The following is a 12,945-nucleotide window of genomic DNA, read 5'->3' on the forward strand; positions in this document are numbered from 1 at the left end:
GGCTGCACGATGCTCACGCCGTGGTGTCGACCACGAGCCCCATGCCGGGCGGCGGCGCGGCGGCGGCCTGAGCGCCCGCGGCGGCGACCTCTTCGATCATCGACGCCATGGCGAGCTGCGCATCCTGCGCGCTTTTCATCATCGACATCTGCGCATTCTGCGCGGCCTGCGCCTGATTGGCGGCGACCATCGCGCCTGCAAGGGCGGCAACATCCATCGCGGCTACTCCTGTTCAGCCTGCAAGCCTAGCGGGCCCGGGTTAACCGGAGGTTGCCCCGATCGTACACACGAAAAAGGGCTGCGAACGGCATTCCGCCCGCAGCCCTTCAAACATCGCTCAACGGATGGCTCCGCCACCCGACGACGAAACGGTCAGACCGCTTCGCAGACCATGTCCTGACCGCAGCACATCGGCGACTTGATCTTGCCGTGGCCGTTCGGGCACTTGGAAATCTGCACGGACGTCCCGTTGTCGAGCGTCAGCGTATCGTTGACGAGCGGCGCGTCGCATTTGGCGCAGGTCGCGTTGACCCCCATTCCGCAGACGCTGCAGGTGTAAGTCGCCATGATGGCCTCCCCTTATTCGTAAATTGAATGTTCGGTGCGTCGACCCTATCAGCGCCCGGCCCGACGCCACAAGACTCCAGAACCGCGCATCTACCAGCCCATCACCTTTTCCACCGCTGGCACGATGCGCTCGACGATGATTGCAACGCCTTTCGGGTTCGGATGCATGCCGTCGGCAAGGTTGAGCGACGGGTCGGCGGCAACACCGTCGAGAAAGAAGGGATAGAGCGCGACCCCTTCGGCCTCGGCGATCTCGCCATAGATCGGGTTGAACGCCTCCTCGTAATCCGGCCCCATATTCGGCGGCACCTGCATACCGGCGAGAAGCACCTTGATGCCGCGCTCCTTCAGCCGCTGAACGATGCCTGTCAGCGCCTTTTTCGTCTCGGCCGGGTCGATCCCGCGCAACGCGTCATTGGCGCCAAGCTCGACGATCACCAGGTCGACACCCTCGCCGACGGACCAGTCGAGCCGAGCAAGCCCGCCGCTCGCCGTGTCGCCGGATACGCCGGCATCGATCACCGTCACATCGTGCCCCCGCGCCTTGAGTGCATCCGCGAGCTGCGGCGCGAACCCCTCGCCCGCCGGCAGCATGTAGCCCGCCGTCAGGCTGTCGCCGAAGGCAACGATGGTCGCCGGCTCTGCCCGGCTTGCCGCCGACGTTCCGAAAACGGCCAGAAAAACCGCAAGCATGGCAAACAATCGGCTGGACTGAAAAAAGCTTCGCATCGACACCGTCTCTTTCCTTGGATCGGCCGGCCTGTTGCCCCATATGGGACCATAAGCCTTTCTCCCCGGGGCTCCTCCCCGAACCGCAATATAGGGTCCTCCACCGTGTCGCGACCAGTCATCGATCTTGCCGACGTCCACCTCTCACTCGGCAGCGGCGCCAGCCGCGTGCACATTCTGAAAGGTGTCTCGCTGGCAATCGAGGCCGGCGAAAGCGTCGGCATCGTCGGCCCGTCGGGGTCGGGCAAGTCGACGCTGCTGATGGTCATGGCCGGGCTCGAACGCGCCGATGAAGGCCGCGTCACCGTTGCCGGCGAGGACCTCGGCACGCTCGATGAAAGCGCGCTGGCGAAGTTTCGCGGCAGCACGGTCGGTATCGTCTTCCAGTCGTTCCACCTCATTCCGACCATGACGGCGCTCGAAAACGTCGCCGTCCCGCTTGAGCTGCAGGGCGCCCGCGATGCCTTTGAGCGCGCCCGCACCGAGCTCGCTTCCGTCGGCCTTGCCGATCGCGGCCACCACTATCCAACCGAACTTTCCGGCGGCGAGCAGCAGCGCGTCGCCATCGCGCGCGCCCTCGTTGCCGCGCCCCCGGTGCTAATCGCCGACGAGCCGACCGGCAATCTCGACGAGGCGAACGGCCGCCAGATCGCCGATCTGATGTTCGAGAAAGCCGCCGACCGCGGCACCACGCTGGTGCTGGTCAGCCATGACGTGGCCCTCGCGCGCCGCTGCGACCGCACCATCGAGATGCATTCCGGCGAAATCACCCCGGCGCGCATGCCGGAGATGGCATCGTGAGCACCGCATCCGCCCCATCGCCTGCAGCAGGCCGACCGACGCTGGCCGTTGCCTCGCGCTTCGCCTTTCGCGAACTGCGCGGCGGGCTGAAGGGCTTCTACATCTTCCTTGCCTGCATCGCGCTCGGCGTCATGACGATTGCCGGCGTCGGCTCGCTGTCACGCGCGCTCACCGAAGGCATCGCCAGTGAAGGCCAGTCGATCCTCGGTGGCGATCTCGCCTTTGCCATCGTGCAGCGGCAGGTGAACGATGACGAACGCCGCTTCCTGGAGACCGCCCGCAGCCTCAGCGAAGTGGCGACGTTGCGCGCCATGGGCCGCGTCGAGGAAAGCGCGACACAGACACTCGTCGAATTGAAGGCCGTCGACGCCACCTATCCGCTCTACGGCACGCTCGCGCTCGAAGACGGCGGCGATTTCCGCCCCCGGCTCGAGAAGACCGACGGCCTGTGGGGCGCGCTTGCCGAAGCAACCCTGCTTGCCCGCCTCGACCGCAAGGTCGGCGATACGATCTCGCTCGGCCGCACGTCAGTGCGCATCACCGGCGTGATCAAGAGCGAACCCGACCGGCTCAGCGGACGGGCGGTCTTTGGCCCGCGCCTGCTGATTTCCGAAAAAGCACTGCCCGACACCGGTCTGATCCGGCCCGGCAGCCTCGTCACCTGGGTTTACCGGGTTCGCCTCAACGACACCGGCATCGCCTCCAACGAGGCCATCGCCCGCTTCACCGAAAGCGCGAAAGCAGCCTTCCCCGAAGCCGGCTGGCGCATCCGCTCACGCACCGAGGCCGCCCCCGGCCTGACCCGCAACATCGCCCGCTTCGCCCAGTTCCTCACCCTCGTCGGCCTGACCGCCCTCGTTGTCGGCGGCGTCGGCGTCGCCAACGCAGTGCGCGCCCATCTCGACGGCCGCCGCGAGGTGATCGCGACCTATCGCTGCCTCGGCGCCACCGCCGGCTTCGTCTTCGCGGTCTATCTGATCCAGATCCTGACGCTTGCCGGCATCGGCATCGTCATCGGCCTGATCGCGGGCGCGGCAATCCCCTTCATAGCGGGCGCCTTCCTGGCGCAGCTCCTGCCCTTTACGGCGGCGATCGGCGTCTATCCGCAGGAACTGGCGCTCGCCACCGTCTACGGCGTGCTGACCACGCTTGCCTTCGCGCTCTGGCCGCTCGGCCATGCCGGCGAAGTGCCGCCGACCGCGCTGTTCCGCGACCGTGCCGGATCGAGCCGGCGCTGGCCGCGTGCACCCTATATCGTCGCGACCGCCATCGCCGTCGCGGCCCTTGCGGCAATCGCCATCGTGCTCGCCGACGATCCGCGCATCGCCATCGTCTACACGATCGCCACCGTCGCCATCTTCATCGTGCTGCGCGGTGTCGCCATTGCGATCATGGCGCTTGCCAGACGCCTGCCGCGCGCGCGCTCGACGGTTCTCCGGCTCGCCGTCGGCAACATCCACCGCAAGGGCGCGCTGACCCCGACGGTCGTGCTTTCACTCGGCCTTGGCCTTGCCCTTATCGTCACCCTGTCCCTGATCGACGGCAACCTGCGCCACCAGATCACCTCGAACCTGCCGGAACAGGCGCCGAGCTTCTTCTTCCTCGACATCCAGAGCGCCGAAGTGCCGGCTTTCGAAGCCCTCATCGCCAAATCCGCGCCCGACGGCAAGCTCCAGCGCGTACCGATGCTGCGTGGCCGCATCACCGCCCTGCAGGGCGTGCCGGCCGACCAGTTGAAGGGAACGCCGGCGGCCGCATGGGTGCTGCGCGGCGACCGCGGCCTGACCTACTCCGCCGAGCTGCCCGCCAACAGCACGCTGGAAGCCGGTGAATGGTGGCCAAAGGACTATTCCGGCCCGCCGCTCGTCTCCTTTGCCGCCGAACTCGCCGGCGAACTGGGTCTTTCCATCGGCGACACCGTCTCCGTCAACGTGCTCGGCCGCGAGATCACCGCAAAGATCGCCAATCTGCGCGGCGTCGAATGGGAATCGCTCGCGATCAACTTCGTCATGGTGTTCTCGCCGAACACCTTTGCCGGCGCCCCCCACCCGCATCTGGCCACCCTCACCTTCGCCGATGGCGGCAGCCCGGAGCGGGAAATAGCCGTGTTGAAAGACGTCGCAAAAGATTTCCCGACGGTGACCGCGATCCGCGTCAAGGACGCGCTCTCCACCATCAACGATCTGCTCTCGCAGCTTGCCATCGCCATTCGCGCCGCCGCCTCGATCACTCTGATCGCCAGCGTTCTGGTGCTCGGCGGCGCACTCGCCTCGAGCCACCGCCACCGCATTTACGACGCCGTCATCCTCAAGACGCTCGGCGCCACGCGCTCGACCCTCATTACGGCTTTCGGGCTCGAATATCTGCTGATCGGGCTCGCCACGGCACTGTTCGGCGTCTTCGCCGGCATCGCGGCAGCCTGGGCCGTCGTCGCCCGCGTCATGAACCTGCCGTTCATCGTCCTGCCGGAAGTGGCGCTCGTCGCCGCGCTCGGTGCCATGACCCTGTCGCTGGTCTTCGGCCTGGTCGGAACATGGCGCGTTCTCGGCGAAAAACCGGCCCCGGCCCTGCGTAATCAGTAGAGCATCGTGCAGCCAATTGTTCCAATTGGCGTCGACAAAGGTGCGGCAAAACAAGCCGATAGCCATTTTGGCAATTCAGGCTGAATGTAAAATACTCCAGCCAGCCGGGGCGCCTCTGCCGAAAAACGTAAACCGGCGGACACCATCACGCCGATTTTGATCCGCCGAAGTCTTGCTTCGGTCACGCCGACCACCCATATTCCTTGCAAGGCCCCGCGTGCAGTGCGTGCGCGGGACAGTGAGTTTTGAACCTGGAGAGGTTTGTCTACATGACCAACAACCCGAATCCCTACGCGCGCTTCGGCACCCCTGTTGGCCGGGCTGGCGCGGCTGACATTGATGCTGGCCTGCGCTCCTACATGCTGCGCGTTTACAACTACATGGCCATCGGCCTGGCGATCACCGGCCTTGCCGCCATCGCCATCTTCAACATGGCGGTGACCAACGATCCGGCGGCGGCAGCCGCCCAGATCCGCGGCGGCACATATCTCACCAGCCTCGGCGTCGCGCTCTACACCAGCCCGCTGAAGTGGGTCGTCATTCTCGCCCCGCTCGCCATGGTGATGTTCCTGTCGTTCCGCGTTCACAAGATGAGCGTCGGCGCAGCGCAGGCGACCTTCTGGGTCTACGCGGCCCTTGTCGGCCTGTCGCTATCGTCGATCTTCCTCGTCTACACCCACGGCTCGATTGCCCGCGTGTTCTTCATCACCGCGGCCTCCTTCGGTGCGCTCAGCCTGTTCGGCTACACCACCAAGAAGGACCTGTCGGCCTGGGGCTCGTTCCTGTTCATGGGCCTGATCGGCATCATCATCGCCTCGCTGGTGAACATCTTCCTCGCCTCCTCGGCGCTGCAGTTCGCCATCTCGGTGATCGGCGTGCTCGTCTTCGCCGGCCTGACGGCCTACGACACGCAGCAGATCAAGGAGATGTACTACGAGTATGACGACAGCACCGTCGCCGGCCGCAAGGCGGTCATGGGCGCGCTGCGTCTCTACCTCGACTTCATCAACCTGTTCATCATGCTGCTGCAGCTGTTCGGCAACCGCGAATAGTCGCCAGCCTCGATCAAAACGACAAAAGGGCGCGATTTTTCGCGCCCTTTTCTTTTCCGGCGTAGTATCCTGCGGAAGATACCTCCCCCGCGCCCAAGATCGTTTCTGCCGGAATATTCGCCATGACCACCACTCCAACCCTGCGCGCAGCCACCAAGGCCGACATCCCCGCCATCACCGCCATCTATGGCGCCGAGGTCCGCAACGCCCGCGCCTCCTTCGAACTGGACCCGCCGAGCGAAGCCGAGATGCGCAGCCGCTGGAAGAGCCTCGTCGACGGCGGCTATCCCTATATCGTTGCCGAGATCGACGGCGAGGTCGCCGGCTTCGGCTATTGCGGGCCCTACCGGCTGCGCCCGGCCTATTACTGGACGGTCGAGGATTCGGTCTATGTCGACCCGCGCTTCCGCGGCCGCAGCCTCGGGCTGACGCTCCTCAGCGAAGTGATGAAGCTCGCCGAAGAGGCCGGCTTCCGCCAGGCCGTCGCGGTCATCGGCGATTCCGCCAACCACGCCTCGGTCCGCCTGCACGCCCGCCTCGGCTTCCGCCCCGTCGGCACGCTGCAGAACGTCGGCTACAAGCACGAACGCTGGCTCGACACGGTTCTGATGCAAAAGACGCTTGGAGAAGGGGCGGAGACAGCGCCCAAGGGGAAGTAGTCGAGAAATTGGTAACTAGTCGAGAGCATTTGGAAGGCCGTTGCCAATAATCAAATTATCGTAATCTGGTGTCTCGCCGTCGATGCGCTTCAGCAATGCTGTCCTTACCGCACCTGTCACAATCTCAAATTTCTGATAGTCCCCATCCTTGAGATTCAACGATCCACTGTGCACAGCCTCCGACCCCAAATCATACCAACGCTTCACCGCTTCAAAAATTTCCCGGCGATCCAAAATCTCTTCTGCTGCATAAAAAGCTGCCCGCAAAGACAATCGATATCTATATTCGCCCTCCTTAGAGCCATCCAAAAAAAGGGCTTCAAGGCACGTTCGAAGGTCGATCGCGCGCTGAACCACGCCTGTTTCCGAAAGACAATCATTGAGCTTCGCCATGGGGATACGAAGTTTCTTGCGCCATTTTGTATTCAGCGCAGCGAATTTTTTGTAGCGCAATTCCGCTCGTTGAGGATCAAATCCGATGATCGGGGAATCCAAATAGACGGGTGTTCTGCGGGAATGGAGAGCGTAGGTAATATTGTCGTTTGCGCGCGGAACTTCATCCGCCTGAATGACAGCCGAAGCAGCTATCTGCAACCCTCGACGGGAGATGAGGGAAAGCAACGCTATACGATCCTCCAAGTGCTCGATCACAGGGAAATCATCGGCCGTGTGCCGGTTCGGCCATGCCGCAGCGTCTCGGATATGCCGATTGACAGAGAATTCCTGACAAACCAAGTAATCACTTACGCCGAACAGTTCGGCGCTCTGTATCCAGTTGTCACGAATGGCTCGGACAGGGGCATGCATGCGATGGACTATCTTGATGTCATTGGCAAATGACGCGTTTTCATCGGAGCTTCCGCAATAAAGCCCCTCCACCAGAACGATGCGATACGCCCGGACCTTCTCGTTTTTTAAGTAGCGAAACACGTCGGCCATCGCGCCTTCCGGATCCGTCTCGACAGCCCGGCGCACCACCCATCTAAATAGATCCATTCTAGTGAATGGAGCGCCAATCGAGGCAATGCCGTGTACGTGGTTCTCATCGAACTTCTGAAATCTGGGAATCTCGGAAAAATATTTCGATAGCCTCTCAAATCTCGGGTGCCGGTCAAACTCGAACCAATAACGAGCCGTCCCGTCTACATCACGCGCTTCCCGAGAGTTCAAGATCGCCATTCCAACGGTTGCATTTCTGAGTTCGGCAATCACCTCATCGGGTTCCATCGGACACCACTTTCCTCGTTTCTTTGGATTCGCGACTCCTTTAGCGAAGCATATCGCCGAACCGGCCGAATGCGAGACACAAGCTCCCAGTACCACTCAACGGCCCTTCGCCCCCGTACGGTCGACTACCTCCCGTTAGCGAGCGCAACCATCATTGCACCGGCCTTAGCCACCCATCCTCCGGTCCCATCCCCAACCTGCGTCATCCTCCGGCTTGACCGGAGGATCGCTCTCGGCACGCTCCGGCGGTGCGTTTCGAGCCGAACGGACACCCTCGCCGGTTCAAGAAACGCCGATGCATTGCGCATGGCGGACCGATCCTCCGGTCAAGCCGGAGGATGGCGCGTGCAAGAGGTCCCGGAAGTGCCAGATCAAGCCACGTCGGCGCGAAAACCCATTGCCGACCCTCCGCCAACCCGACATGTCCCCATCGTCCCTCTACCCCAGTGCACCCAAAACAAAAAAACGGCCCCCAACGGAACCGCTTTCGAGTGTTCTGCCCGCTCTAAACGCGCGCTGACGACCGTAAGTCGCCACCCTCACCGCTCCACGACCCTATTTCGTGCGGCCGCGGTCGAGCATGAAGTGGCGGTAGTTGATGCGGAACAGCTTGTCGCTCGCCGGCTTGCCGGTTTCCACATTGTAGATCGCGACGGAGGTGTCGCCCTGCGCATCGGTGACGGTCCACTGCTTCAGTTCGTGGGTGCGCCCGTCGAACATCAGCGTCAGCTTGCCGTCGCCAAAGGCGCTCTCTTCCTCGATGGTGATCGTGACGAGATCCGGCTCGACCACCACATTGGTGATCTTGGCGTCGGCGGTCAGGTCGATGTGATCGGCGAGCAGAAAGCGCAGCGGCGTCTTGTTGAGCGGCCACACGTCCTGCGTCGCCAGCCGCGTGTCGACCACGGCGACCGACTCGCCGTCGGCGACGATCTGCATGCGCGCCGGCTTGGCATATTCGAACCGCACCTTGCCCGGGCGGGCGAGGTGGAAGGTGCCTTCGGTGCGCGAGCCGTTCGGCGCGAACTGCACGAAGTCGCCCTGCATGGTGCGGATGCCGTTGAAGTAGTCGTTGATCTTGCCGAGAACTTCCTTCTGCTCCTCGTTGAGATTGGCCGCCGCCGGCTGCGCGCCGGCAAGGCTGACCGCCGCGGAGAAGGCGGCAACAACGAGCGCCATGGTCATCGGGCGCAGCAGGGAAAGAATGCGGGTGCGGGCGAACATGCGTCGTCTCCGTCTGGTCGTGTCTCTGGCGCGCGGCGCAAAGCGCACGCTGCTCATTTTCTCCCCGTCCTGTCGCACGCCTCTATGGCGAGTTTGCGACCGGCGGAGCCGATTTATCAGTCGTACTCTTCACGCTCGGGCACGAGGATTTCCCGCTTGCCCGCATGGTTGGCAGAACCGACCACGCCTTCCTGCTCCATCCGCTCGATGATCGAGGCCGCCCGGTTGTAGCCGATCGACAGGCGGCGCTGGATGTAGCTGGTCGAGGCCTTGCGGTCGCGCAGAACGACGGCGACGGCCTTGTCGTAGAGATCGTTGGAGTCGTCATCACCGCTCGACAGCATTTCGAACTGGCTCGGCTCCTGCTCGTCCTCGTTGGTCACCTGATCGAGATACTCCGGCGAGCCCTGGCACTTCAGATGGGCGACGATGTCCTCCACCTCGCCATCGGCGACGAACGGACCGTGCACGCGCTGGATGCGCCCGCCGCCGGCCATGTAGAGCATGTCGCCCATGCCGAGCAGCTGCTCCGCGCCCTGCTCGCCGAGAATGGTGCGGCTGTCGATCTTCGACGTCACCTGGAACGAGATGCGCGTCGGGAAGTTCGCCTTGATGGTGCCGGTGATGACGTCGACCGAGGGGCGCTGCGTCGCCATGATGATGTGGATGCCGGCGGCGCGTGCCATCTGCGCCAGCCGCTGGATCGCGCCTTCGATGTCCTTGCCGGCGACCATCATCAGGTCGGCCATCTCGTCGACGATCACAACGATATAGGGCATCGGCTGCAGATCGAGCTCTTCTTCCTCGTAGATCGCCTCGCCGGTCTCGCGGTCGAACCCGGTCTGCACCGTGCGCGAGATCACCTCGCCCTTCTTCAGCGCCTGCGCGACGCGGGTGTTGTAGCCGTCGATGTTGCGCACGCCGAGCTTCGACATGTTGCGGTAGCGATCTTCCATCTCGCGCACCGTCCACTTCAGCGCGACAACGGCCTTTTTCGGGTCGGTCACCACCGGCGACAGCAGATGCGGGATGCCGTCATAGACGGAGAGTTCGAGCATCTTCGGGTCGATCATGATCAGCTTGCACTGGTCCGGCGACATCCGGTAGAGCAACGACAGGATCATGGTGTTGATCGACACCGACTTGCCCGAGCCGGTGGTGCCGGCCACGAGCAGATGCGGCATGCGGGCGAGATCGGCAATCACCGGCTCACCGCCGATCGTCTTGCCGAGGCACATCGGCAGCTTGGCCTTCGACTTCTCGAAGTCCTGCGAGGCGAGCAGCTCGCGCAGATAGACCGTCTCGCGGCGCTGGTTCGGCAGTTCGATGCCGATCGCGTTCTTGCCCGGAATGACGGCGACGCGGGCCGAGATCGCGCTCATCGAGCGGGCGATATCATCGGCAAGGCCGATCACCCGCGACGACTTGATGCCGGGCGCGGGTTCGAGTTCATAGAGCGTAACGACGGGACCCGGGCGCACGGCCATGATCTCGCCGCGCACGCCGAAATCCTCCAGCACGCCTTCGAGCAGGCGGGCGTTCTGTTCCAGCGCATCCGCGCTCATGCCCGGCTTGCGCCCGGTCGCCTGCGGCTCGGCGAGCAGTTGCAGCGGCGGGTATTCGTAGGCTTCCAGATTGATCAGCGCCGGCTGCGCCTCGCGCAGCACGCGACGGCCGGGCTTCAGGCTCGGCGCCGGCTCATCGACCCGAACGCGCGTTGTGCGCGGCGGTTCCGATACGGGCATGGCGCGGGCCGGCTCCGGCTCGGGAACCTGACGGAACAGATCGTCTTCGTCGGCGAGGTCGGCTTCATAGAGCGCCTCGTCGTCGCGGTCCTCGCCATGCCAGCGCGGCTCGACCCGGTCGCCCTTGTAGAACTCCTCAAGCCCGTCATCCTCCGCTCCGAGGATCGACTGGCGTGCCTGACGGCCGATCTCTTTCAGCTTCGATGCCGACGCACGCGGCTTCTTCACCGACAGTACGTCGCGCCGACGTCGGAACAGCACGCGCTGCACCAGCGTCTTCGCCGACAGGCCGAAATGGGCGAGCGCGCCGAAGGTCGTCGCGAAACGGCCGCCCTCTTCCTCGTCGTCATCGTCGTAGTCGTCGACAACCGGCTGCGCCTTGCGCTTGGCCGCGCGTTTGTCGTTCACGGCGCGCTTCGCCTGTTTCTTCGCCTTCGCCTCGACGGCTGCATCCGCCGGCGCCCCTTGCGGCCAGCCGCAGGCATGCACGAAGAAGGCAAGCGCGGCGATGCCGAACACCGCGGCCACGGCCATTGCCGGAACGCCGAGCAGCGGCGCACCGAGGAACGCCATCGGCAGCCGCAAAACGAAATCGCCGACGACACCACCGAGCCCGGTCGGCAGCGGCCAGGTCACCGGCGGGGAAATCACGGCAAACAGCCCCGTGGCGAGCAGCACCGCCAGCGCCCAGCTCGCGATACGCCGCCGGGTGATCGAAACCGTGCGGCCGAACACCATCCGCCAGCCCCACACCGCGACCGGCAGCAGGATCACCGCCGCGCCGATACCGACGATCTGGATCAGGCTGTCGGCGATGAGCGCACCCGGCGTGCCGAGCAGATTGCGCACCGGCCCGTCGGTCGCATTGTTCAGGCTCGGATCGGTCACCGACCAGCTCGCCAGCGCGGCGGAAAGCACCGCGACTCCGGCCAGCATCACGAGGCCGATCGGCACCGACAGATTGCGCCGCAGGAACGAGACATCCTCGTCGCGATCGACCATCAGGGGCGGAGGAGATGTGCGGGATGCGCGCATGAAACCGTTGCCTGTCACCCAAGCGTTGCCACGATGCGCGTCAGCGCCTGTTCGGTCTCGTCCTGTGAGACGACCAGAGCGACGCGGATAAACGGAGTTCCGGGATTGCTGCCGCTGCCATCGACGGCAGCAAGATATTCGCCCGGTATGACCTTGACGCCGGCCTCGCGCCACAGCCGCATGGCGACCTCCTCACCAGACCCGAAAGCACGCGTGTCGAGCCACAGGAAGAAGCCGCCCGCCGGCGTCGATGCGCCGTAGCGGCCGGCAAGAATGCGTTCGGCAGCGGCGAATTTGTCGTTGTAGAGACGCCGGTTTTCCGCGACATGCGCCTCGTCGGCAAAGGCAGCGGTTGCCACCGCCTGCACGGGCAGCGGCACCTGAGGACCCGCCATGTTGCGGAACCGCGTCCACTCGGCGAGGAACGCCGGATCGCCCGCGGCGAAACCGCAGCGCAGGCCCGGCAGGTTCGAACGCTTCGACAGCGAATTGAACGTGACGACACGGGAAAGGTCGCGGTCGGAGCCGGCAATCGCTTCCAGCACGCCGACCGGCGGCGCGTCGCGGTAGATTTCGGAATAGCACTCGTCGGCGAACAGCATGAAGCGGTGCTTGCGGGCGAGCGCGATCAGATCGAGCCAGAGCTCGCGCGACGCCGTCGTGCCCTGCGGCGCGGTCGGCGAGGCGACGAAGGCACACACGACCCGGTCGAGCAGATCGGGATCGAGGGCTGCTGGATCGGGCAGAAAGCCGGTTTCGGCACTGACCTCGAAATAGACCGCCTCGGCGCCGATCGCATGCGCGGCCGCGCCATAGGCGTGATAGAACGGATTCGGCAGCAGGATGACCGGCCGGCTCGTGTCCTTTTTCGGATCGCCAAGCGCCAGATCGCGCGCCGTGATCGCCGCCAGAAACAGCCCCTCACGCGATCCCGACAGGGCGACGACGCCGTCTTCCTTGCCGATCAAACCACCAAGGCCGTAGCGCTGTTCCAGCCAGTCGACGACGCCCAAGCGAAACGCCTCATTGCCCATGATCGGCGGATAGCGTCCGAATTCGGCCGTGTGTTCGGCCAGCACCGGCGCGACGAAATCCGGCACCGGGTGACGCGGTTCGCCGATCGTCATATCGACCGTCGGCTCAACACCCGGCGCGATGCCGTCGAGAAGCGCGGCAAGGCGACGAAACGGCGACTGACCGGCTACCTTTGCCTCAGGCTTTCTCGATGTCTCGGTGCTCGACATGACTGCGCTGCATTTCCAATTGCTGCCGCGCCCCGCCATCGCAGGCGGAACGCGCTCTGCATGGACGCTACCAGCCGGGT

At 64.4% G+C, this 12,945-nt stretch carries 11 protein-coding genes; 4 read left to right on the top strand and 7 right to left on the bottom strand.

Annotated elements, in window-relative coordinates; translation table 11 throughout:
• Nucleotides 1–13: 13 nt before the first annotated feature.
• The 3 genes from C0606_14980 to C0606_14990 form a co-directional block, all read right to left on the bottom strand.
• Entirely contained in the window at nucleotides 14–217 is a 204-nt protein-coding gene (locus C0606_14980) for a hypothetical protein (protein PLX36576.1), read from the bottom strand.
• Nucleotides 218–372: 155 nt separating this feature from the next.
• On the bottom strand, nucleotides 373–567 hold the full coding sequence (locus C0606_14985; GenBank protein PLX36577.1) for a hypothetical protein: 195 nt from the start codon (nucleotides 565–567) through the stop codon (nucleotides 373–375).
• 90 nt (nucleotides 568–657) lie between these two features.
• Entirely contained in the window at nucleotides 658–1,296 is a 639-nt protein-coding gene (locus C0606_14990; protein ID PLX36578.1) for an arylesterase, read from the bottom strand.
• 105 nt (nucleotides 1,297–1,401) lie between these two features.
• On the opposite strand from C0606_14990, the gene C0606_14995 reads away from it, so the two are divergent.
• The 4 genes from C0606_14995 to C0606_15010 all read left to right on the top strand — a co-directional run bounded on the left by C0606_14995 (nucleotide 1,402) and on the right by C0606_15010 (nucleotide 6,390).
• Nucleotides 1,402–2,097, top strand: coding sequence for an ABC transporter ATP-binding protein (locus C0606_14995; protein PLX36579.1), 696 nt, complete (start codon nucleotides 1,402–1,404; stop codon nucleotides 2,095–2,097).
• A 131-nt stretch (nucleotides 2,098–2,228) separates the two neighbouring features.
• A complete protein-coding gene (locus C0606_15000; GenBank protein ID PLX36623.1) occupies nucleotides 2,229–4,679 on the top strand; it encodes a glycosyl transferase family 1 in 2,451 nt (816 codons plus the stop codon).
• Between the two features lie 269 nt (nucleotides 4,680–4,948).
• On the top strand, nucleotides 4,949–5,731 hold the full coding sequence (locus C0606_15005) for a hypothetical protein (protein PLX36580.1): 783 nt from the start codon (nucleotides 4,949–4,951) through the stop codon (nucleotides 5,729–5,731).
• 122 nt (nucleotides 5,732–5,853) lie between these two features.
• Nucleotides 5,854–6,390: a GNAT family N-acetyltransferase gene (locus tag C0606_15010; GenBank protein ID PLX36581.1), complete on the top strand. Its 537-nt coding sequence runs from the start codon at nucleotides 5,854–5,856 to the stop codon at nucleotides 6,388–6,390.
• Nucleotides 6,391–6,405: 15 nt separating this feature from the next.
• Here the strand turns inward: C0606_15010 and C0606_15015 are convergent, their stop codons facing one another.
• The 4 genes from C0606_15015 to C0606_15030 form a co-directional block, all read right to left on the bottom strand.
• Nucleotides 6,406–7,617, bottom strand: coding sequence for a hypothetical protein (locus tag C0606_15015; protein ID PLX36582.1), 1,212 nt, complete (start codon nucleotides 7,615–7,617; stop codon nucleotides 6,406–6,408).
• Nucleotides 7,618–8,172: 555 nt separating this feature from the next.
• Nucleotides 8,173–8,841 (bottom strand): hypothetical protein, encoded by a 669-nt coding sequence (locus C0606_15020; protein PLX36583.1) that lies wholly within the window; start codon nucleotides 8,839–8,841, stop codon nucleotides 8,173–8,175.
• A gap of 116 nt (nucleotides 8,842–8,957) precedes the next feature.
• The gene (locus C0606_15025) at nucleotides 8,958–11,621 is read right to left on the bottom strand and encodes a cell division protein FtsK (protein PLX36624.1); all 2,664 of its coding nucleotides are present in this window, start codon (nucleotides 11,619–11,621) and stop codon (nucleotides 8,958–8,960) included.
• 14 nt (nucleotides 11,622–11,635) lie between these two features.
• Nucleotides 11,636–12,865, bottom strand: coding sequence for an aspartate aminotransferase (locus tag C0606_15030; protein ID PLX36584.1), 1,230 nt, complete (start codon nucleotides 12,863–12,865; stop codon nucleotides 11,636–11,638).
• Nucleotides 12,866–12,945 lie beyond the last annotated feature (80 nt).

This window comes from Hyphomicrobiales bacterium (assembly GCA_002869065.1).
Classification (GTDB): domain Bacteria; phylum Pseudomonadota; class Alphaproteobacteria; order Rhizobiales; family Rhodobiaceae; genus Rhodobium.